Origin of the sequence: Streptomyces sp. NPDC088097, assembly GCF_044741845.1 — a bacterium.
In the GTDB taxonomy this organism is placed as follows: Bacteria; Actinomycetota; Actinomycetes; order Streptomycetales; family Streptomycetaceae; genus Streptomyces.
Map to the genome: position 1 here is coordinate 21,385 of NZ_JBIUTJ010000017.1, position 20,509 is coordinate 41,893.

General features: G+C 71.0%; 19 protein-coding genes. All 19 read left to right on the plus strand.

Annotated features, from left to right (window positions below; translation table 11 throughout):
* The 19 genes from ACIOD1_RS30730 to ACIOD1_RS30820 all read left to right on the plus strand — a co-directional run bounded on the left by ACIOD1_RS30730 (window position 1) and on the right by ACIOD1_RS30820 (window position 20,498).
* Window positions 1-1,824, plus strand: coding sequence for an AGE family epimerase/isomerase (locus ACIOD1_RS30730; RefSeq protein ID WP_365629476.1), 1,824 nt, complete (start codon window positions 1-3; stop codon window positions 1,822-1,824).
* A gap of 37 nt (window positions 1,825-1,861) precedes the next feature.
* Window positions 1,862-2,206, plus strand: a complete 345-nt coding sequence (locus tag ACIOD1_RS30735; RefSeq protein WP_365629479.1) for an STAS domain-containing protein — start codon at window positions 1,862-1,864, stop codon at window positions 2,204-2,206.
* Window positions 2,203-4,347, plus strand: coding sequence for a glycogen debranching protein GlgX (glgX, locus tag ACIOD1_RS30740; RefSeq protein ID WP_365629482.1), 2,145 nt, complete (start codon window positions 2,203-2,205; stop codon window positions 4,345-4,347). Before ACIOD1_RS30735 ends, glgX begins: the two co-directional genes overlap by 4 nt.
* 26 nt (window positions 4,348-4,373) lie before the next feature.
* Window positions 4,374-4,685 carry an STAS domain-containing protein gene (locus tag ACIOD1_RS30745; RefSeq protein WP_365629485.1) on the plus strand — a complete coding sequence of 104 codons (312 nt, stop codon included), beginning with the start codon at window positions 4,374-4,376 and terminating at the stop codon, window positions 4,683-4,685.
* Window positions 4,686-4,714: 29 nt separating this feature from the next.
* The gene (locus tag ACIOD1_RS30750) at window positions 4,715-5,173 is read left to right on the plus strand and encodes an ATP-binding protein (RefSeq protein ID WP_365629488.1); all 459 of its coding nucleotides are present in this window, start codon (window positions 4,715-4,717) and stop codon (window positions 5,171-5,173) included.
* Window positions 5,155-6,414 (plus strand): PP2C family protein-serine/threonine phosphatase, encoded by a 1,260-nt coding sequence (locus ACIOD1_RS30755; protein ID WP_365629491.1) that lies wholly within the window; start codon window positions 5,155-5,157, stop codon window positions 6,412-6,414. The genes ACIOD1_RS30750 and ACIOD1_RS30755 overlap by 19 nt, the downstream gene beginning before the upstream one ends.
* Window positions 6,414-7,160, plus strand: coding sequence for a MinD/ParA family protein (locus ACIOD1_RS30760; RefSeq protein ID WP_365629494.1), 747 nt, complete (start codon window positions 6,414-6,416; stop codon window positions 7,158-7,160). Before ACIOD1_RS30755 ends, ACIOD1_RS30760 begins: the two co-directional genes overlap by 1 nt.
* A gap of 69 nt (window positions 7,161-7,229) precedes the next feature.
* Window positions 7,230-7,970 carry a type 1 glutamine amidotransferase domain-containing protein gene (locus ACIOD1_RS30765; protein WP_401906014.1) on the plus strand — a complete coding sequence of 247 codons (741 nt, stop codon included), beginning with the start codon at window positions 7,230-7,232 and terminating at the stop codon, window positions 7,968-7,970.
* A gap of 57 nt (window positions 7,971-8,027) precedes the next feature.
* Window positions 8,028-9,512, plus strand: a complete 1,485-nt coding sequence (locus tag ACIOD1_RS30770; RefSeq protein ID WP_401906016.1) for an aldehyde dehydrogenase family protein — start codon at window positions 8,028-8,030, stop codon at window positions 9,510-9,512.
* A gap of 38 nt (window positions 9,513-9,550) precedes the next feature.
* On the plus strand, window positions 9,551-10,174 hold the full coding sequence (locus ACIOD1_RS30775) for an NADPH-dependent F420 reductase (RefSeq protein WP_401906019.1): 624 nt from the start codon (window positions 9,551-9,553) through the stop codon (window positions 10,172-10,174).
* An 8-nt stretch (window positions 10,175-10,182) separates the two neighbouring features.
* Window positions 10,183-10,683, plus strand: a complete 501-nt coding sequence (locus ACIOD1_RS30780; RefSeq protein WP_401906021.1) for a (2Fe-2S)-binding protein — start codon at window positions 10,183-10,185, stop codon at window positions 10,681-10,683.
* A 5-nt stretch (window positions 10,684-10,688) separates the two neighbouring features.
* A complete protein-coding gene (locus ACIOD1_RS30785) occupies window positions 10,689-13,166 on the plus strand; it encodes a xanthine dehydrogenase family protein molybdopterin-binding subunit (RefSeq protein WP_401906024.1) in 2,478 nt (825 codons plus the stop codon).
* Window positions 13,163-13,987 (plus strand): FAD binding domain-containing protein, encoded by an 825-nt coding sequence (locus ACIOD1_RS30790; RefSeq protein WP_401906026.1) that lies wholly within the window; start codon window positions 13,163-13,165, stop codon window positions 13,985-13,987. The genes ACIOD1_RS30785 and ACIOD1_RS30790 overlap by 4 nt, the downstream gene beginning before the upstream one ends.
* A gap of 48 nt (window positions 13,988-14,035) precedes the next feature.
* Entirely contained in the window at window positions 14,036-15,301 is a 1,266-nt protein-coding gene (locus tag ACIOD1_RS30795) for an MFS transporter (protein WP_365629514.1), read from the plus strand.
* Window positions 15,298-16,863: an ATP-binding protein gene (locus ACIOD1_RS30800; RefSeq protein ID WP_365629517.1), complete on the plus strand. Its 1,566-nt coding sequence runs from the start codon at window positions 15,298-15,300 to the stop codon at window positions 16,861-16,863. Before ACIOD1_RS30795 ends, ACIOD1_RS30800 begins: the two co-directional genes overlap by 4 nt.
* Window positions 16,864-16,889: 26 nt before the next feature.
* Complete coding sequence (locus ACIOD1_RS30805) at window positions 16,890-17,231, plus strand: nuclear transport factor 2 family protein (RefSeq protein ID WP_365629520.1); 342 nt, start codon at window positions 16,890-16,892, stop codon at window positions 17,229-17,231.
* 87 nt (window positions 17,232-17,318) lie between these two features.
* Window positions 17,319-17,963, plus strand: a complete 645-nt coding sequence (locus tag ACIOD1_RS30810) for a TMEM175 family protein (protein ID WP_365629523.1) — start codon at window positions 17,319-17,321, stop codon at window positions 17,961-17,963.
* Window positions 17,964-18,036: 73 nt separating this feature from the next.
* On the plus strand, window positions 18,037-19,359 hold the full coding sequence (locus ACIOD1_RS30815) for a transposase (RefSeq protein ID WP_365629526.1): 1,323 nt from the start codon (window positions 18,037-18,039) through the stop codon (window positions 19,357-19,359).
* Complete coding sequence (locus ACIOD1_RS30820) at window positions 19,359-20,498, plus strand: XdhC family protein (protein WP_365629529.1); 1,140 nt, start codon at window positions 19,359-19,361, stop codon at window positions 20,496-20,498. The genes ACIOD1_RS30815 and ACIOD1_RS30820 overlap by 1 nt, the downstream gene beginning before the upstream one ends.
* Window positions 20,499-20,509: the final 11 nt, after the last annotated feature.

Consider the following 20,509-nt stretch of genomic DNA (forward strand, 5'->3'; position numbering starts at 1 on the left):
ATGGCGGACGCCGTGAACTTCTCCTTCTCCGACACGATCGCGGGCTACGTCAGCCGCTTCGACTCCGGGTCCCGGCTGCTGAGCCTGAAGACCTCGGACGGCCGCGAGTTCGACGTCTCGCTGGCCGGGGACCCCAGCGCCGAGCTGGTCCGCAACCTGGACGAGCCCTACATCGACGCCTCCGGGCACATCGACGAGATGCTCTCCCCGGGCCGGTTCCTCTTCGTCTACGGGGTGCACTACCCCGAGCACGGCGGTCGCTTCGACGCCAAGCGCCTGGTCTTCCTGGGCCGCGGGGCGGAGGACTACCGCTTCGAGGAGCCCAGCTGGTGGATCAAGCAGATCGAGTCGCTCGCCGACTTCTACAAGCGGGCCCAGTTCGGCGACGGGCCGGTGGACTTCACCGACTACCGCACCGAGGTCCGCCTCGGCGGGGACAAGACCGCCAGCCACGTCCAGGAGACCGACACGATCTCCCGCCTGGTCTACGGCATGGCCTCGGCCTACCTGCTGACGGGCAAGGACGAGTACCTGGAGGTCGCCGAGCGCGGCACCGAGTACCTGCGCAAGCACATGCGGGTCGTCGACAGCGAGGAGGACGTGGTCTTCTGGTACCACGGCATCAGCGTCGACGGGGACAGCGAACGCAAGCTGTTCACCTCGGAGTTCTCCGACGACTACGACGCGATCCCGATGTACGAGCAGATCTACGCGCTCGCCGGACCGATCCAGACCTACCGGATCACCGGTGACGTCCGGATCAAGAACGACGCCGACGCCACCATCCGGCTGTTCGACAAGTTCTTCAAGGACCCCGAGCAGGGCGGCTACTACTCGCACATCGACCCGATCCTCTTCAGCGCCGACCACGAGTCCCTCGGGGAGAACGCCGAGCGCAAGAACTGGAACTCGGTCGGCGACCACGCGCCCGCGTACCTGATCAACCTGTACCTGGCGACCGGCGAGCAGCAGTACGCCGACTTCCTGGAGTACACCTTCGACACGATCGCGGACCGGTTCCCGGACTACAAGAACAGCCCCTTCGTCCAGGAGCGCTTCAACCGCGACTGGTCGCACGACACCACGCACAGCTGGCAGCAGAACCGCGCGGTGGTCGGGCACAACCTGAAGATCGCCTGGAACCTGATGCGGATGAACTCGCTGAAGGCCAAGCCCGCCTACGAGGAGCTCGCCCGCAAGATCGGCGAGATCATGCCGGCCGTCGGCAGCGACGTCCAGCGCGGCGGCTGGTACGACGTGGTGGAGCGGGTGAAGCACGGGGACGAGGAGACGTATCGTTTCGCCTGGCACGACCGCAAGGCCTGGTGGCAGCAGGAGCAGGCGATCCTCGCCTACCTCATCCTCGGCGGCACCGTCGGCGGCGAGGCCAACCTGCGCGAGGCCCGACAGGCCCAGGCCTTCTACAACACCTTCTTCCTCGACCACGACGAGGGAGCCGTCTACTTCAACGTGCTGGCCAGTGGTACCCCGTACCTGCTCGGCACGGAACGGCTCAAGGGCAGTCACTCGATGTCCATGTACCACTCGGCGGAGCTCTGCTACCTGGGCGCCGTCTACAACAACCTCCTCGTCAACGGCCGGGAGATGGACTTCCACTTCCAGCCCGACCCGGCCGGCCTGCCCGACCGCGTCCTGCGGGTCTCTCCCGACCTGCTCCCGGCCGGTTCCGTGCGGATCGCCGCCGTGGAGATCGACGAGAAGCCGTACGAGGAGTTCGACGCGGACGAGCTGACCGTGCACCTTCCCGACGTCCAGGGACGGGTGAAGGTCAAGGTCCGGCTGCGGCCCGTGATCCAGAAGTAGCGCTCAACGGGGGGCGCCCCAATCAGAGGGGAACATCATGACTCTCACCGTCAAAGAACGCCGGAACAAGACGGCCACCGTGCTCGTCGCCACCGGCGAGATCAACAGCGAGACCTCCGGCGGCCTGCTCGAAGCACTGCTGCCCCTGGTCCGCGAAGGCCGGCCGCTGCGCATCGACCTCACGGCCGTCACCTACGTCTCCAGCGCCGGCCTGCGCACCCTGCTGGTCGTCTACCGCGAGGCACAGCACGTCGGCGTCGCCGTCACCCTCTACGGGGTGAGCGAGGAAGTCCGGTTCGTCATGTCGGCGACCGGGTTCCTCGACTTCTTCGAGACCGGCGAGGCCGCGGCCACCGCGGCCAAGGCCAAGGCCGCGCGATGAGCGAGGCCCGGTCCGAGCAGGTGCTGCGCGTGGACGCGTACCCCACGCACGAGGTGAGCGGCTTCCGCGTCCGCGCGGGCAAGCCCTTCCCCTTCGGGGCCAACGTGGTCCCCGGCGGGGTCAGTTTCTCCGTCTTCTCCGACCAGGCCACCTCCATGACCCTGGTCATCTTCAAGCGCGGCGAGCCCGAGCCGATGGCCGAGCTGGAATTCCCCCAGGAGTTCCGCACCGGCAGCGTCTTCGCCATGACGGTCTTCGGCCTCGACCACGAGAACATCGAGTACGGGTACCGGGCCGACGGCCCCTTCGACCCCGTCACCGGGCACCGCTTCGACGCCCGCCAGGTGCTCTCCGACCCCTACGCCCGACTGATCGCAGGCCGGGACGTGTGGGGCGTGGAGCCCGACCGCAGCCGCGGCTACCAGTACCGCTCGCGCGTCTGCCTCCAGGACTTCGACTGGGGCGACGACACCCCGCTGGGCACGCCCGCCGAGGACCTCGTCGTCTACGAGGCCCACGTGCGCGGCTTCACCCGGCACCCCTCCTCGCGGGTCACGGCCCCCGGCACCTTCGCGGGGCTGCGCGAGAAGATCCCGTACCTGAAGGAACTCGGGATCAACTGCATAGAGCTGCTGCCGGTCTTCGAGTTCGACGAGAGCGACAACATGCGCTCCAACCCGGAGACCGGCGAGAAGCTCTTCGACTACTGGGGCTACAACACCGTCTCCTTCTTCGCGCCGAAGGCCGGCTACGCGGCCACCGGACGCTACGGGATGCAGGGCGACGAGTTCCGCACGCTGATCAAGGACCTGCACGCGGCCGGCATCGAGGTCATCCTCGACGTCGTCTTCAACCACACCGCCGAGGGCAACGAGCTGGGCCCGACCATCTCCTTCAAGGGCCTCGACAACGCCACGTACTACATGCTCACGCCGGAGGGGTACTACTTCAACTTCAGCGGCACGGGCAACACGGTCAACTGCAACCACCCCGTCGTGCGCAACTACGTGCTCGACTGCCTGCGCCACTGGGTCGCCGACTACCACATCGACGGCTTCCGCTTCGACCTTGCGGCCATCCTCGGCCGGGCCCTGGACGGCACCCCGCTGCCCAACCCGCCGCTGCTGGAACTGCTCGCCTTCGACCCGGTCCTGCGGCACACCAAGCTCATCGCCGAGGCCTGGGACGCGGGCGGCCTCTACGAGGTCGGCAACTTCCCGGCGTACGGTCGCTGGGCGGAGTGGAACGGCAAGTACCGGGACACGGTCCGCAGCTTCCTCAAGGGCGACCCCGGGGTCACCGGGGAACTGGCCACCCGCATCGCCGGCTCGCCCGACCTCTACTCCAGCCGCGGGACCTCGGCGTCCGTGAACTTCCTGACGGCGCACGACGGTTTCAGCCTGGCCGACCTGGTCTCCTACAACGACAAGCACAACGAGGCCAACGGCGAGGGCAACAACGACGGCGGCAACGACAACGCCAGCTGGAACTGCGGGGCCGAGGGGCCGACCGAGGACCCCGAGATCAACGCGCTGCGGCTGCGCCAGATGAAGAACGCCATCGCCATCCTCTTCACCAGCCAGGGCATCCCGATGCTGCTGTCCGGCGACGAGGTCGCGCGGACCCAGCAGGGCAACAACAACACGTACTGCCAGGACAACGAACTGTCCTGGTTCGACTGGGACCAGGTCGACGACAACGCCGAACTGCTGCGGTTCACGCGGGAGATGATCGCCTTCCGCAAGCACCACCGCGAACTGCGCTCCACCTCCCACCCCACCGGCCGGATGCGCGACCACATGGGCCTGCCGGACATCAGCTGGCACGGGGAGCGGGCCTGGCAGCCCGACTGGTCGGCCGACAGCCGGCTGCTGGCCGTGGCCCGCTGCGGGGTCGGCGACGACGACGTGGTCTACGTCGCCATGAACTCCCACTGGGAGTCGCACGACCTGGAACTCCCCGCCCTCCCCGGCGGTCGCAGCTGGCACCTGTTCGCCGACACCGGGGCCCAGGCGCCCTACGACATCGGCACCCCGGGCGCCGAACGGGAACTCGACAACGCGGGCAAGTACCTGATCGGCCCGCGGTCCGTCGTGATCCTGGTGGGCCGCGCCGACGACCCCGCCGCCCGAAACGACTGAGACGCCCTGACCGAAGGAGACCTGACATGCCGCTTTCCGTGTCCCTGAGCATCGAGGGCGACACCACCGTGATCGAACTGACGGGCGAGCTGGACGCCAAGACCGCACCGGAGTTCCACCAGACCATCGAGAAGGCCGCCGGCCACGGCACCACCACCGTCGAGATCAGGATGGCCGGCGTGGCCTACATGGCCAGCGCCGGACTGCGCTCCCTGGTCTTCGCGCAGCAGAAGGTGGCGAGCGGGGTCACCATCAAGGTCGTCGGCGCCACCGAGCCTGTCGCCCGGACCATCCGCACCGCCGGGCTCGACCGCAGCGTCCAGCTCTCCGATGACTGACCACCGTCCGGCCGGTGAGGGTGGGTGACATGGTCGAACTGGCGAGGACGCCCGTCGTACTGGAGGTGCCCGCCACCCTGGGGGCACTGGGCGAGATCGCCGCGTTCGTCCTGCGCCTCGCCGCCCGTGCGGGCCTCGCGAGCGGGGCCACGTACCGGATCCGGCTGGCGGTGGACGAGCTGGCCACGAACATCGTGATGCACGGGTACCGGAGCGGCGACGGACGGATCATCGTCCGCGGCCGCTCCGGTCCCGACGGGGTCCAGGTCGTCATCGAGGACGAGGCCCCCCGGTTCGACCCCGTCGCGGGCCGCCTGCCCCCCACCCCCGGTGTCCCACCGCACCGGCGGCGGGTCGGCGGCCTCGGCATCCACCTGGCCCTGACCAGCGTGGACTCGTACACCTACGCCCGCAGGGACGGCCGCAACATCAGCACGCTGACTGTGAACGCTGATGAGGGGACGGACGCATGCCCTCCACGACCGTGATCATCCTCGACGTCGATCCGCCGCCACCGGCCGCGCTGCTGAGCGCGCTCCGGCTGATGGACGCGGAACTCGTCACCCGCACCCTGCCCGAACTGTTGCGCGGCCGAGCGGATGCCCTGCCCGCCGCCGACGTGCTGCTCGTCCCCGCCGAGGCCGACGAGGAACGGGTGCGCACCGCCGTACGCCGCCTGCGCCGCTGGGGCGGGGCCCCCATCGTGGTGGTCTGGACCGTCACCGCCTTCGAGGCCCTGGAACGGCACGTACGCCTGGGCCACGACTACCTCGTACCGCCCTTCCTGCCCACCCTGGTCGGCGCCCGGCTGCACAGCTGCGCCGAACGCGCCGACCTCGGACGCACCCTGCGCGAGGCCGACGCCCGCGCCGAACTCATGGGCTACGAGAAGGAGCTGGAGATCGGCCGCGAGATCCAGGCCGGCTTCCTGCCCGAATCGCTGCCCGTGCCGGAAGGGTGGGAGATCGACGTCCGCTTCCGCCCCGCACGCCAGGTCGCCGGCGACTTCTACGACGTCTTCGAGCTCTCCCGGGGCCGCCGGCTGGCGGTCGTCGTCGCCGACGTCTGCGACAAGGGCGTCGGCGCCGCCCTCTTCATGGCCCTCATCCGTTCCCTGCTGCGCCACACCGCCGAGAACAGCGGCCTCCAACACCTGATGGCGGCCGGCCGCGGCGGCAGCACCCGGCGCACCCCGGTCGTCGGCGCGACCCCGCTGCTCAACGCGGTCACCGCCACCAACGGCTACCTCACCCGCAACCACCTGCGGCAGGGCTACTTCGCCACCCTGTTCTTCGGGGTCCTGGACCCGCAGACCGGCAGCCTCGTCTACATCAACGGCGGCCACAACCCGCCCCTGCTGCTCTCCGGCGAGGGCGCCCTGCCCCGGCCGCTCGACGTGACCGGGCCCGCCGTCGGGGTGCTCCCCGACTGCGTCTACACCCTCGGCTACGCCCAGTTGGACCCCGGCGACACCCTCTTCGTCTTCACCGACGGAGTGCCCGAGGCCCGCTGCCCCGAGGGGAACTTCCTCGGGGACGACCGGATGCTGGAACTGCTCTCGGTCGGGCCCGCCAACGGAAGGGACCTGGTCGACCGGATGGACCTGGCGGTGCGGGAGCACACCGGCACCGCCGAACAGCACGACGACGTCACCATGCTGGCCCTGCACCGGCCACGCGCGGCGCGGGGGCCGCACGCGGACGGTCCCGGGTACCGGGTGGTGGCCTGATGACCCTGACCATCGTGGTGCACTCGCACCGCGGCGGCACCGGGAAGTCCTCGGTGCTGGCCAACCTCGCGCTGCTGCTGGCGGCCGGGGGGAGCCGGGTGTGCGCGGTCGACACCGACCTCCAATCACCCACCCTGGACCTGCTGTTCGGGCTCGTGCCGGGCTCCGCCTCGCTCGCCGAGTACCTCCTCGGGCGCTGCGAGATCGAGACCGCGGCCCGTCCCACCGCCGTCCCGGGGCTCTACGTGGTCCCGGCCCGGTCCGGGTCGGCGGACCTGCGGGAGCTGATGACCACGGGCTACGACGTGGGACTGCTCCCCGAGGGCTTCGACCGACTCGCCGAACACCACGGACTGGACGTGCTGTTGCTCGACACGCACGCCGGACTCAACAACGAGTCGGTGACCGCGATGGGCAGCGCCGACGTGGTGCTGATCATGGCGCGGGCGGACCGGATCGACCTCTCGGGGGTGGAGGAGACCGTCGCCCTCGCGGGCCGACTGGCCTGCCGCAGGGTCCTGGTGCTCAGCATGGCCCCGGAGGGCGTGGACCGCGAGGAGGTCCGGCGCCGGGCCGAGGAGGTCTACGGAGCCCCCCTGGCCGGAATTCTCCCGTACGTGCCGGAAATGGCGGCCCTGTACGGCGAACGCATATTCGCGGAAGCCCATCCCGACCATCCCCTGGTCGATGAATTCCGCGTGATCCTGTCGGCGTTGGACGCACGTGACGAAGTATCACGGGCCTGACGTCACACCCTTACGCCCCCCAGAGGCGGCGTGTTGAATCGGCAGCGAATCCAGAACAAGGAGAGAGTCATGAAGATTCTCGTCGTCATGACGGCAAAGGCCACGCTCCACCTGTTGGACGGGGAACAGCATCCCTCGGGATTCTGGGCCGAGGAATTCGTCGTCCCCTACGAGGTGTTCCGGGCGGCCGGACACACCGTGGACCTGGCGACGATCGGCGGCCGGGCCCCCACGGTGGACCAGACCAGCATCGACCCCGCCTTCCTGAAGTGGGTCCGCCCGCAGGGGTCGCCCGACGAGGACGAGGCCAACGCGGCCGAGTACGTCCGCGTCATCGCGCAGGCCCCCCAGCTCCAGCGCCCCCTGACCCTGGAGTCCCTCGGCGAGAAGGACATCGCCGGGTACGACGGCATCTACATCAGCGGCGGCCACGGAGCCATCGGCGACCTGCCCAAGTCCGACGAGCTGGCGCAGGTGCTGCGCTGGGCCATCGCCCAGGACAAGCCGCTCGCCACGGTCTGCCACGGCCACACCGCCCTGCTGGCGCTGCGCGACGGCGAGGGGCGCTGGCCCTTCGAGGGCTACCGGATGACGGCCTTCTCCCACAGCGAGGAGCTGGTCACGAACATGGCCGGCCGGCTCCCGCTGATCCTGGAGGTCGAACTGAGCCGCCTCGGCGCCCGGTACGAGAAGGCCGAGGCCATCTGGGACTCCCACGTCGTCGTGGACCGCAGGCTCACCACCGGCCAGAACCCGTACTCCTCCAAGGCCCTTGCCGAGACGTTTCTGCAGGAGCTCGAACAGGGCTAGCCCGGCCCCCCGGCCGGCTGGCCCGGCCCCCGGCACTCCACACCAGAAGGTGCAGCCATGACCAAGCGCGAGCTCAGCGACCACCCCCTGGCCAATCCCGGGAAGCTGTTCATCGGCGGTAAATGGGTTCCCGCCGCAGACGGCCGCACCGAACCGGACATCAGCCCGATCGACGGGCGGGAGATCGTGCCGGTGGCCCAGGCCGCCGCCGTCGACGCGGACGACGCCGTCAGGGCCGCCCGCACGGCATACGAGGAAGGTCCCTGGAGCCGGCTCTCCGCCCAGGAGCGCGCCCTGCGGCTGAACCGCGTCGGGGAGCTGATCGAGCGGGACTTCGAGGAGATCGCCCTGCTGGAGACGGTGGACATGGGCAAGCCGTTCGCCTTCTCCAGCACGGTCGACGCCCCGATGGCCGCCCAGCTCATGCACTACTACGCGGGAGCGGTCACCCGCGTGGACGGCTCCTCCCGGGCCCCCGCGGGCGGACAGCTCGCCTACACCCTGCGGGAACCGTTGGGCGTGGTCTGCGCCATCACCCCCTTCAACTTCCCGTTGCTGCTGTCGATGACCAAGATCGCCCCGGCCCTCGCGGCGGGGAACACGGTGGTCCACAAGCCGTCCCCGGCCACCCCGCTGACCGCGCTGAAGATCGCCGAGCTCTTCCAGGAGGCGGAGATCCCGGACGGGGTGCTGAACGTCATCACCGGGCCCGGCGTGGAACTGGGGGAGACCCTCACCGACCACCCCGGCATCGACAAGATCGCCTTCACCGGCTCCACCGCCGTCGGGCAGTCGATCATCCGCAAGTCGGCGGGCACCCTGAAGAAGGTCACGATGGAACTCGGCGGCAAGTCCGCCAACATCGTCTTCGCCGACGCCGACCTCGACGCCGCCGAGGAACTCGCCTTCTTCGGCATCTACTACAACAAGGGCGAGATCTGCACGGCCGGCTCCCGGCTGTTGCTGCACCGCCCCATCCACGACGAGATGGTCGAACGCCTGGTGGCCCGCGCCGCCGCCCTGCGCCCCGGCGACCCGCGCGATCCCGCCACCCTCTTCGGACCCCTCGCCCACCAGGGCCAGTTCGACAAGGTCAGCTCCTACATCGAGGTGGGCGAGAAGGAAGGCGCGGTGCTCCGCACCGGCGGCTCCGGCTGGACCCCCGAGGGCGCCTCCGACCAGGGCCTGTACTTCCTGCCGACCGTCTTCACCGGCGTCGACAACGGGATGCGGATCGCCCAGGAGGAGATCTTCGGGCCGGTCCTGTCGATCATCCCCTTCGACACCGAGGAGGACGCCGTGCGCATCGCCAACGACAGCGCGTACGGCCTCGCCGCCGGGGTCCACACCAAGGACCTGCGCCGGGCCCACCGGGTCGCCTCGCAGATCAAGGCGGGCACGGTCTGGGTGAATTGCTACAACCAGTACGACCCCTCCGTGCCCTACGGCGGCTACAAGGCCTCCGGATACGGCCGCGAGTGCGGACCGGAATCCCTGGAGAGCTACACCCAGACCAAGTCGGTCTGGATCGGAATGGACTGAGCTCCGGCCCCCACCGGACCCGGCAACGAGGAGTCCCCATGCGGACAGGCGTCATCGGCACCGGTCGGATCGGCTCGACCCTCGCGAGGATCCTGGTGGCGGCAGGCCACCAGGTGGTCCTCGCCAACGCGAGCGGACCGCGTGCGCTCGCACCCCTGCTGGCCGAACTCGGCCCCGGGGCCGCCGCCGCGATGAGTCCCGTCGAGGCGGCCGGCGAGGCCGACCTCCTGGTGCTGATGGTGCCCTTCGCGACCGTACGGGGGCTCCTCCCGCCCCACGTCGTGCGGGACAAGGTGCTGGTGGACGCCACCAACGCGTTCGCCGGCGCCGGCGCACCCGCCGACCTGGGCGGGCGCGGATCCAGCGAACTGGTCGCCGAGTGGTACCCCGGCGCCCGGATCGTTAAATCCCTGAACACCATGCATTTCGAAACCCTCGCCGCCGCCGGGACCGCCCCCGAGCGGCAGGGAGAACACCGCCTCGCCCATTTCACGGCGGGCGACGATGTGAAAGCCAAGGAAATCGTCGCGGGAATCATCACGGACCTGGGATTCGTGCCCGTGGACACCGGCCCGCTGAACTCCGGAGGAATTCTCCAGCAGCCCGGCGGTCCCCTCTTCAACCGGCCGCTCACGGAAGCGCAGGCGCTCGCATGGATCTGACTTTGCACGTGAATGGAAGACCCGAGAGGTTCACGGCACCCGCCAACGAACTCCTCGTGGAACGACTCCGCGACGGCTTCGGGCTGACCGGCACCAAGGTCGGCTGCGACACCGGCCAGTGCGGCAGCTGCGTGGTCCGCCTCGACGGCCGGTCCGTCAAGAGCTGCCTCGTCCTGACCGCGGCCGCCGTCGGCTCCGAGGTCGCCACCATCGAGGGCGTCACCACCCCCGGCGGCGAACTGAACGGCCTCCAGGAGGCCCTGCGCCAGGAGCACGGCACCCAGTGCGGGTTCTGCACCCCCGGCATGGTCATGGCGCTCGGCGAACTCGTCGACAACACCGCCGGGGGCGAGGCCCCCACCGAGCCCGAGATCCGCGAATGGCTCACCGGCAACCTGTGCCGCTGCACCGGCTACCACAGCGTGGTCCGGGGAGTGCAGCGCGCCTGCGCCCCGTCCGCACCCGTCGAGGCCGCCGCCGCGAGCGGCGCATCCGGACAGGAGGGGTGAGGCAGATGACCACAGTGACGGGGGACACCTCCCGGGCGACCGAGGAGGTACGGGCGGCCACGGCGACCCAAGAGGCACCGGCGCCCGCCCAGGAGACACCCACCGCCCCGGAGCACACCGTGCTCGGGCAGCCCCTCGACATCCGCGAGGACCCGCAACTGCTGCGCGGCGAGGCCACCTACGTGGCCGACATCGACCTGCCGCACACCGCGCACATGGCCATCCTCGGCAGCCCCGTGGCCCACGCGAAGATCCTCTCCATCGACACCAAGGCGGCCGAGCAGCTCCCCGGAGTCCTCAAGGTGGCCACCGCCGCCGACTTCCCCGGAGTCATGCCGCTGCCCTGCATCTGGATACCCGGCGGGGTCGAGAGCCACTTCCCGCCCCACCCGTACGGACTTCCCGGCGCCCGCCCGGTCCTCACCGGCGACACGGTCCGCCACGTCGGCGACCCCATCGCCGTGGTCGTGGCCGAGACCGCGCGCCAGGCCACCGCCGCGCTCGCCGCCATCGCCGTCGCGTACGAGCCGCTGCCGGTGGTCACCCGCGCCGACGAGGCCCTCGCCGAGGGCGCGCCCCAGCTCCACGAGGCCGTCCCCGGCAACCTGAACGCGTACTGGACCTGCGGCGACAAGGACCGCACCGACGCGGCCATCGCCCGGGCCGAGGTCGTCGTCGAACTGGACCTGGTCAACCAGCGCACGATCAACAGCCCCATGGAACCGCGGGGGGCGGTCGGCGACTACAACGCGGTCACCGACGAGTACACCCTCTACGCCACCACCCAGGGCCCCCACAACCACCGCTTCCTGCTCGCCGCGCTGGTCCTCGGGATCCCCTTCAACAAGCTCCGGGTGATCGCCCCGACCGTCGGCGGCAGCTTCGGCACCAAGGGGTACCTCTACCCCGACATGCCGCTCGTCCTGCTCATGTCGAAGGCGCTGGGCCGGCCCGTGAAGTGGGTGGACACCCGGACCGGGCTGATGAGCTCCACCGTCCAGGGCCGCGACCACCGTCAGCACGCCACCCTGGCCGGCACCCGCGACGGCCGGATCACCGCCGTCCGCGCCACCAGCCACGCCAACCTCGGCGCGTACCCCTCCACGATCGGCCCCGGTGTCGCCACCGCCCTGATGGGCCGCTCCATCAGCGGGATGTACGACATCGACGCCGCCTTCTGCGAGGTCTACGCCGTCTTCACCAACACCGTCTCGCTCGGCGCCCAGCGCGGCAGCGGACGCGCCGAGGCCGCGTTCCTGATGGAGCGCCTCGTCGACCGCTACGCCCGCGAGATCGACATGGACCCGGCGGCGGTCCGGCGCAAGAACCTGGTGCCGAAGGAGAAGTTCCCGTACGACAACGGGCTCGGCTGGACCTATGACTCCGGGAACTACCCGCTGAACTTCGAACGGGCCATCGAGCTGTCGGGCTACGCCGACATGCCCGCCCGCAAGGCCGAGGCCCGCACCCGCGGCAAGCGGCTCGGCGTCGGCATCGCCACCTACGTCGCGATCTGCGGGGTCGGCCCCTCCACTCGGATGTCCCAGGAGGGCATGCTCGGCGGGACCTGGGAGAGCGCCAACATCCGCGTCCACCCCACCGGCGAGGTCAGCGTCACCGTCGGCTCCGCCTCCACCGGCCAGAGCCACGGCACCGTCTTCGCCCAGGTCGCCGCCGACGAACTCGGCATCGACCCGGCGTTGGTGCAGGTCTTCGAGGGCGACACGCAGAAGGCCCCGTACGGGCAGGGCACCTACGGCTCCCGCTCCTACAGCATGGCCGCGCCCGCCGTCGCCCTCACCGCCCGCAAGATCAAGGCCAAACTGGTCAGGGCCGCCGCCGTCTTCCTGAACGTCCCCGAGGAGAAGGTGGTCTACGAGGGCGGCGCCGTCCACGAGGCGGGCAATCCGGAGAACGCCAAGACCTTCTCCGAACTGGCCATGGCCATGTGGTACGGCTGGGGCCTGCCCCCGGAAATCGAGCCGGCCCTCGACGAGACCACGCACTTCGACCCGCCGGACTTCAACTACCCCTTCGGCAGCCACGTCGCCGTCGTCGAGGTCGACGAACTGACTGGCGAGACCGAGGTGGTGTCCTACACGGCCGTCGACGACGCGGGCAACATCGGCAACCCGAAGATCGTCCTCGGCCAGATCGAGGGAAGCATCGTGCACGGCCTCGGGCAGGCGCTGATGGAGGCCGCCGAATACGACGAGGACGGCCTCCTCGTCAGCTCCGACCTGAACCACTACAGCCTCCCGCGCGCCGTCGACGCACCCTTTTTCACCCTCGACAAGACGACCACGCCGTCCCCGCACAACCCGCTCGGCGCCAAGGGGGCCGGCGAGATCGCCACCGTGCCGCCCGCCGCCGCCGTGGTCAACGCCGTCGTGGACGCCCTCTCCGACCTGGGCGTCCTGCACATCGACATGCCGCTCACCCCCGAAAAGGTCTGGCGCGTGTTGCAAGGAGGAGACCGGTGATCCTGACCGAGTTCGACTACGTCCGCCCCATCGGCCTGGACGAGGCCCTCACCCTGCTCTCCGGCACGCCCGGCGCCCGCGTCCTCGCGGGCGGCCAGAGCCTGCTGCCCGGCCTGCGCATCGGGACGGAGCAGGCCCGCCTGCTGGTCGACGTACGGCACCTGGAGGAGCTGCGGGGGGTCACACGCGAGGGCGCCACCCTACGGGTCGGGGCCCTGACCACCCTCGCCGAACTCGCCGCGCACCCCCTGGTGCTCGCCGAGGCCCCGGAGCTGGCCGCGGCAGCCCGCGCCAACGGGGACCCCCAGGTCCGCAACCTCGGCACCACCGGCGGGAACCTCGCCGTCACCGGCCGGCCCACCGACCTGCCCGTCGCGGCCATCGCCGCCGGCGCGGTGGTGGAGCTGGCCGGCCCGGACGGCGTCCGTACGGTGTCCGCCGAGGAATTCGCCGCGACCGGCGCGCCCGCCCCGGACCTGATCACCGCCCTCCTCGTGCCGGCGGGCGGCCCCGCCGCCGCCTTCGAGAAGACCGCCGACCGGGCCAGCCGCTACCCGCTGTGCGCCGCCGCCGTACGCATCACCCCCGACGGGCCGCGGATCGCCGTCACCGGGGCCACCGCGCGCGCCCTGCGCCTGCGCGGGGTCGAGGACCGGCTGCGGGGCGGGGAGTTCACCACGCCGGCCGTCCTCGCGGCCTTCCGCGCCGAGCCGAGGGAGCTGTTCGTCCCCGGGCGCGGCACCTCGGCCGAATACCTGGGTCACCTGGCGGGCGTGCTGACGGCCCGCGCGCTGGCCCGGGCGGCCGGCGCCACCGGCTGACCGCGGGGGACACCTTCCGGGGCCGCCAGGACGAGTGGAGTTGACGCAGTGGCCGACCATCCGACCGAGACGACGACCCCGGGAGACACCGTGCACCACCCGACCGCCGGCGCGGCCGGGGCCGCCAGACCGTCCGGCTTCCGGGTGGTGGGCGCGATCCTCGTCCTGCTGATGCTCTCCTCCTCCGTCCCCTCCGCCCTCTACGTCCTCTACCAACGGGAGTGGGGCCTGTCCTCGGGCACCATCACCGTGGTCTTCGCCCTCTACGCCGTCACCGTGCTCGCCGGCCTCCTGCTCTTCGGGTCCCTCTCCGACACCCTCGGCCGGCGGCCCGTCCTGGCCGCCGCCCTCGTCCTGGCCATCGTCTCCATGGGGCTGTTCGCCGGGGCCGGGGGACTCGGCCTGCTGCTCGCCGCCCGCGCCGTCCAGGGGCTGGCGGTGGGCCTGGCCACGGGGGCCATGGGCGCGGCCCTGCTCGAACTCAGCCCGCGCTCCCGGCCGGCGCTCGGCGCCCAGGTCAACAGCGCGGGACCGACCGTGGGCATCGGCCTCGGCGGGCTCGGCGCCGGACTCCTCGTCCAGTACGCGCCCGCCCCGACCGTGCTCAGCTACCTGTTGCTGGTGGTCGCCTTCGCGATCACCCTCGTCGGGGTCTTCCGGATGGGCGAGAGCGCCCCGGGGGTGACCGGTCGCTTCCGGGTGGTCCCGCACCGGATCCGGGTGCCGGCCGCCGTCCGGCGGCGCTTCGCCGTGCTCACCCTGACCATCGTGGCCGTCTGGACCGTCGGCGGCTTCTACCTCTCGCTCGGGCCGCACCTGGCCCTGTCCCTCCTCCACAGCACCAACTACCTCGCCGGCGGGGCCACCGTGGCCCTGCTCGCGGGCGCCGCCACCGTCGCGCAGCTCCTCCTCGGCCGCACCGAGGCCCTGCGCACCGCCGTCCTCGGCCTGCTCGGGCTCCTCGCCGGGCTCGCCCTGGTGCTGCTCTCGCTGGGCACCGGTTCGGCCGCGGTCTTCCTCGTCGCCACCGCCGTCCTGGGCGCGGGCTGGGGAGCCGCCTTCCTCGGTTCCTTCCGCGCGCTCAGCTCCTTGGCCGAGCCCGAACACCGCGGCGAACTCACGGCCGCCGTCTACGTCTTCGCGTACCTCGCGATGAGCGTCCCGGCGGTCCTCGCCGGACTCCTGACCAACATCCACGGCCTCCAGCGCACCGCCGTCGGCTTCATGGCCGCCGTGGCCGCGGTGTGCGCGCTGGCCCTGTTCACGACCCTGCGGCTGGCCGCGCGCACCAGGGCCGAGGGGAGCGAACTGTGACACCGCCGGACCCGAGCGCGTACAGGCCCCGTACGGGCGAGAACGCCCCGGGCGTTCACGACCCGAGCGCCCACGACCCGGACGCCAAGGAGCTGCGGTCCGCCCTGCACGGGCTGGAGATCTTCGCCGGGCTCACCGAGGACCAGCTCGACTGGCTCGTCTCCGTCTCCACCCCGAAGGTCCTCGCCGACGGGGAAGTGCTCTTCCGCGACGGCGAGGAGGCCGACGGCTTCCACGTCCTGCTCGCCGGCGGCCTCCTCGTCACCAAGATCGTCGACGGCCGCGAGGAGGTCCTCACCCGGCACTCCACCGAGGAGGAGAGCGCCGCCGCCGAGGAACACGACGGCAAGCCCTCCGCCGCGCACCGCTTCACCGGAGAGCTCCCGCTGCTCACCGACGGCTCCTACGTGGCCACCGCCTCCGCCACCGGCTCGGCGACCACCGTCGTGGCCTACCCCAAACCGGTCTTCTTCGAGATGCTGACCCGCTGCCACGGGGTGGCGGCCGTACTGCTGCCCGTACTGGCCTGGCGGATCAAGTCCTCTGAGGTCCAGGCCCGCAAACGGGCCACCGTGGAGGCCCTCGGCACCCTGGCCGCCGGCCTGGCGCACGAGCTGAACAACCCCGCCGCGGCCGTGGCCCGGGCCGCCCAGGAGCTGGCGCCCGCCCTGGACCGGCTGACGGCCACCGCGCACACCTGGGGCGCGACCGCCTCGGGCGACGAGCGCGGCGTACTGGAGCGCCTGGCGGAGGAGGCCGACCGGCTCCCGCCGCCCGAGACCACCGACCCCCTCGCCCAGGCGGACGCCGAGGAGGAGATCGCGGACTGGGCCCAGGACGTCGGAGCCGAACGGTACGGACTGCTCGGCTCCGGGGCCGCCGACCTCGGGCTGGAACTGGGCTGGCTCCTGGAGCGGCTGGAGGGCGTGTCCGAACCGGCCCTGCCCGCCGCCCTCGACCACCTGGCGGCGCTCCTGGAGGCCCGTTCGCTCGCCGCCGAGCTGCGGGCGGCCGGACCGCGGATCTCCCAACTCGTCGCGGCCACCCGGGATTACGCCAATCTGGACCGGGCCCCCGAGCAGCGCTTCGCGGTCACCGACGGCCTGGAGAACACCCTCGTGGTGCTCCGGGCCAAGCTCGCCGGCATCACCATCGTCCGCGCGTACGAGCCAGAATTGCCCGAACTCACCGGCTATCCAGGTGAGTTGAATCAGGTGTGGACGAACCTCGTCGACAACGCGGCGGAAGCCATGGAGGGGTCCGGGGTGCTCACCCTGCGGGCCCGCGTCGAGGGCGTCTGCATGGTCGTGGAGATCACCGACAGCGGCCGAGGCATCCCCGCGGACGTCCTGCCGCGCATCTTCGAACCCTTCTACACGACCAAGGACGTGGGGAAGGGCACCGGTCTGGGCCTGCACCTCAGCTACCGGATCGTGACCCAACGTCACCAGGGCTCCCTCGCGGCCCGTTCCCGCCCGGGCGAGACCCGCATGGTGGTCAGGCTGCCCCTGGCACCCGCCGTGGTGGGCTGCGCCGTCCCCGACGACCCCGACCCCCGCTGACCGACACTCACCGAATGGAGTCGAACATGACCAAGTACGACATCTCCAAGCTGCACCCGGTCTTCGTACGGCAGATGGAGGCCCTCGCCGCCCTGGACATCGAGGCGGTCATGAAGAACTACACCGACGACGCCGTCCTGTTGCGCTTCGAGGGCGTCTCGGTCGGGATCGAGGCCGTGCGCGAGACCTTCACGGGGTACCTCACGGTGAAGCCCACGCTCGTCGAACTCCAGGAGTACATCGAGACCGAGGACACCATCTTCTATCGGGCGATCATGAACCTGAACGGAGAGCCGGAGCACGCGTTCGGGACACTGGTCGTCCGCGATGGCCGGATCTGGCGTCAGACCGCCGGATTCGGCGGCTGACCCGTCATTCCTGGGTAGCGTGTGCGGGGAGGGCGCGGGAATCGCCCTCCCCGCTCGCATGAACGATGTCGTGGTGAAGGGGAGGTCATGGAGCAGGAAACGAACCGGGTCGAAGCGTTCAGCGACGGCGTATTCGCCATCGTGATCACGATTCTGGTCCTGGAGTTAAAGGTTCCGGAAGAAGAGGGCTCGGCCCTCTGGCACGGACTCTGGGAGCAATGGCCGCACTACGCCGCCTATCTCGTGAGTTTCCTCATCATCGGCGTGATGTGGGTGAACCACCACACCATCTTCAGTCACCTCAAGCGTGTCGACCGCCCGCTGTTGTTCCTGAATCTCCTGGTGCTGATGGTGGTGTCGGTGATTCCGTATACGACCAACATCCTGGCCGAGCACCTTACGGACCAAGAATCGGCCAACGTGGCCGCGATCCTCTACAGCGCGTGGACCGTCGTGTACGCTCTCGCCTTCCTGGCCTTCTGGTGGTACGTCACCCAGGTGGGCCACCTCTTCCACGAAAAGGTGGACAAGGAACGGGCCCGGGCCACCCGGGTGCGATTCGGACTGGGCGCGGTCGCCTACCCCTTGACCGTGGTCCTGTCCTTCTTCTCGGCACCTCTCACTCTTGTCGCACACTTTCTGATCGCGCTCTACTATGCGGCGAACCAGATCCCCATCCCGCTCGTGGTAGAAGAAGAGCGGCTCGAATCTGTCAGCGACCTCAGGAAGTAGCCGCCCGGGCCTACGGCCGTTCTCCAGGGTCAAGTAGGGTCAAGGATCCAGTGTGGTCGCGGGGGAGGCCCAGATGGCTCGCACAGTCCTGCCGGAGGATTCCACGAAGGAAATCTCCGAATTGATCGACGTACTGATCTCGCATTTCTTCGAGTCCTTACCTCGGCGGGACCAGCGAAACTGGGCCCGCGTTTATCTGAACGGCCTCGTGCGGACCACCGGCAAGAAAACAATCCGTAACATCGCGGGAACAGGGGCCAGTTCCGTAGAGCAGAGCCTCCAGCAGTTCATCAGCAAATCCCCGTGGGACTGGACGCCGGTACGGCGCTCCCTCGCCCAGCACCTGGAACGCACGGCGCAGCGCCCGCTGGCCTGGGTGGTGCAGCCCATGGTGATCGAGAAGGCCGGCGACCGTTCCGTGGGCGTCGGTCGGCAGTTCGTCCCGCAGCTCGGCCGCACCGCCAACTGTCAGCAGGCGGGCGGGATCTGGCTCGCCTCCAGCGACGCCAGCTTCCCCGTCGAATGGACCCTCACGCTTCCCGGCCCCTGGACCAACGAACTGCTGCGCCGCCGGCGGGCCGGCATCCCCGACACCGCGCGCTCGCTCACGCCCGCCCAGGACGCCGTGCACGCCGTACAACGGATGGCGGCGACCTGGCAGTTGCAGCGTCGGCCCGTCGTCATGGAGGTCGCCAACGGCGACCTCCCGCAGACCGTCGAGGCGTTCACCCTCCAGGACATCCCCTTCGTCCTGAAGGTCGACGGCTCCCTGCCCGTCTCCTTCGGCGGCGCCGGCCGCCACAAGCCCGGCCCGCACACCGCGCCCGCCCGCGAACTGATCGACTCGCTGCGCTCCCAGCGCCGGGTCGTCGAATGGACCCGGCACGGCCGCGCCGAGGGAGCGGTGACCCTGCTCACCTCGTCCGCCATCCTGGCCACCCCCGCCGAGGACCGGCCCGCGACCGGCCCCTGCGCCCCGCTGCTGCTCGTCGGAGCCTGGACCGAGGGCTCCCTGCTGCCCTCCGAGTTCTGGATCACCAACATCGGGGACCGCCCCCTCGCCCAGCTCTTCCTGCTGGCCAAACTCACCGACCGGGTCTCCCTGGACTTCGCCGCGACCTGCGAGCCCGTCGGGATCCGCGACTTCGAGGGCCGCTCCTTCCGCGGCTGGCACCACCACGCCACCCTCGCCAGCGTCGCCCACGCCGCCCGACTGCTGGGACGGACCGCGGCGGAGACGGACGCCACCCCCGCGCCCGCCCCGTCCCCGATCACCACGGGCCCCACCCGACCGGCCCCGCCGCGCTACCCCGCCACGCCGGCCCGACCAGCCGCCGTGCTCCCCCCGAGGCCGCTCGTACCCGGGCAGTCCGCACGCCGCGAGTACATCCGCTGATGCTCGACATCGCCGGATCACTGCGGAACTGGTGCGCGGACCGCCGCGAATTCGCCCTGGCCACCGTCTACGCCGTCAGCGGCAGCGCCCCGCGCGGACCGGGGGCCTCCCTGGCGGTGGACGCCGCGGGCACCGCCCTCGGCTCCCTGTCCGGAGGCTGCGTGGAGTCCGCCGTGCACGAGCTGTGCCTGGAGGCCATCGCCTCCGGGCAGGGCGGCGTGCACCGCTTCGGCTACAGCGACGACGACGCCTTCGCGGTGGGGCTGACCTGCGGCGGGATCCTGGACGTGCTGGTGACCCCGGTGCGCGGCCACGACCCCGTCCGCCCCGTCATCGGCTCCGTGCTCGACGCCGCCGCCGACGGGGGCCGGGCCGCGCTGGCCCGGGTGGTCGCCGGCCCGCCCCGCCAGCTCGGGCGCGCCCTGGCCGTCCACGCCGACGGCTCCTACGAGGGCGGCCTCAGCGGTGGCGCCGCCTTGGACCGGGCCGCCGCCGACCGGGTCGGCGCCCTCCTCCTGGCCGGGCGCACCGGCACCGCCGAGATGGGCACCGCCGGAGGGCTCTGCGGGGAACCGCTGACCCTCCTCGTCGAGTCCGCGGCCGAACCGCCCCGGCTCATCGTCTACGGGGCCATCGACTTCGCCTCCGCCCTGGCCCGGATGGGTGCCTTCCTCGGCCACCGGGTCACCGTGTGCGACGCCCGACCCGTCTTCGCGACGCCGGCACGCTTCCCCGGCGCCGACGAGGTGATCGTGGACTGGCCCCACCGGCACCTGGCCGCCGAGGCGGCCGCCGGACGCCTCGATCCCCGTACGGCCGTATGCGTCCTGACCCACGACGCCAAGTTCGACGTACCCCTCCTCGCCCTGGCCCTGCGGCTGCCGCTGGCCTACGTGGGGGCCATGGGCTCGCGCCGCACCCACGAGGAGCGGCTCGGGCGGCTGCGCGCCGAGGGGGTGGCCGAGGCCGACCTGGCCCGGCTCAGATCACCCATCGGGCTCGACCTCGGCGGGCGCAGCCCCGAGGAGACGGCCCTGTCCATCGCCGCCGAGTTCACGGCCGTCCGCCACCGGGCCCCGGCCACCCCCCTGACCGGCGGCCGGCGGTCCCTGCACCCGGGCGGGACCTTGGTCCCGTAGGAAGACCCCAA

Coding starts and splice junctions, on each gene's coding strand:
- ACIOD1_RS30765 (WP_401906014.1), top strand. CDS start 7,230: ATGAAGATTCTCGTCGTCATGACGGCAAAGGCCACGCTCCACCTGTTG.
- glgX (WP_365629482.1), top strand. CDS start 2,203: ATGAGCGAGGCCCGGTCCGAGCAGGTGCTGCGCGTGGACGCGTACCCC.
- ACIOD1_RS30815 (WP_365629526.1), top strand. CDS start 18,037: ATGGCTCGCACAGTCCTGCCGGAGGATTCCACGAAGGAAATCTCCGAA.
- ACIOD1_RS30770 (WP_401906016.1), top strand. CDS start 8,028: ATGACCAAGCGCGAGCTCAGCGACCACCCCCTGGCCAATCCCGGGAAG.
- ACIOD1_RS30820 (WP_365629529.1), top strand. CDS start 19,359: ATGCTCGACATCGCCGGATCACTGCGGAACTGGTGCGCGGACCGCCGC.
- ACIOD1_RS30805 (WP_365629520.1), top strand. CDS start 16,890: ATGACCAAGTACGACATCTCCAAGCTGCACCCGGTCTTCGTACGGCAG.
- ACIOD1_RS30775 (WP_401906019.1), top strand. CDS start 9,551: ATGCGGACAGGCGTCATCGGCACCGGTCGGATCGGCTCGACCCTCGCG.
- ACIOD1_RS30785 (WP_401906024.1), top strand. CDS start 10,689: ATGACCACAGTGACGGGGGACACCTCCCGGGCGACCGAGGAGGTACGG.
- ACIOD1_RS30750 (WP_365629488.1), top strand. CDS start 4,715: ATGGTCGAACTGGCGAGGACGCCCGTCGTACTGGAGGTGCCCGCCACC.
- ACIOD1_RS30760 (WP_365629494.1), top strand. CDS start 6,414: ATGACCCTGACCATCGTGGTGCACTCGCACCGCGGCGGCACCGGGAAG.
- ACIOD1_RS30730 (WP_365629476.1), top strand. CDS start 1: ATGGCGGACGCCGTGAACTTCTCCTTCTCCGACACGATCGCGGGCTAC.
- ACIOD1_RS30745 (WP_365629485.1), top strand. CDS start 4,374: ATGCCGCTTTCCGTGTCCCTGAGCATCGAGGGCGACACCACCGTGATC.
- ACIOD1_RS30755 (WP_365629491.1), top strand. CDS start 5,155: ATGCCCTCCACGACCGTGATCATCCTCGACGTCGATCCGCCGCCACCG.
- ACIOD1_RS30735 (WP_365629479.1), top strand. CDS start 1,862: ATGACTCTCACCGTCAAAGAACGCCGGAACAAGACGGCCACCGTGCTC.
- ACIOD1_RS30810 (WP_365629523.1), top strand. CDS start 17,319: ATGGAGCAGGAAACGAACCGGGTCGAAGCGTTCAGCGACGGCGTATTC.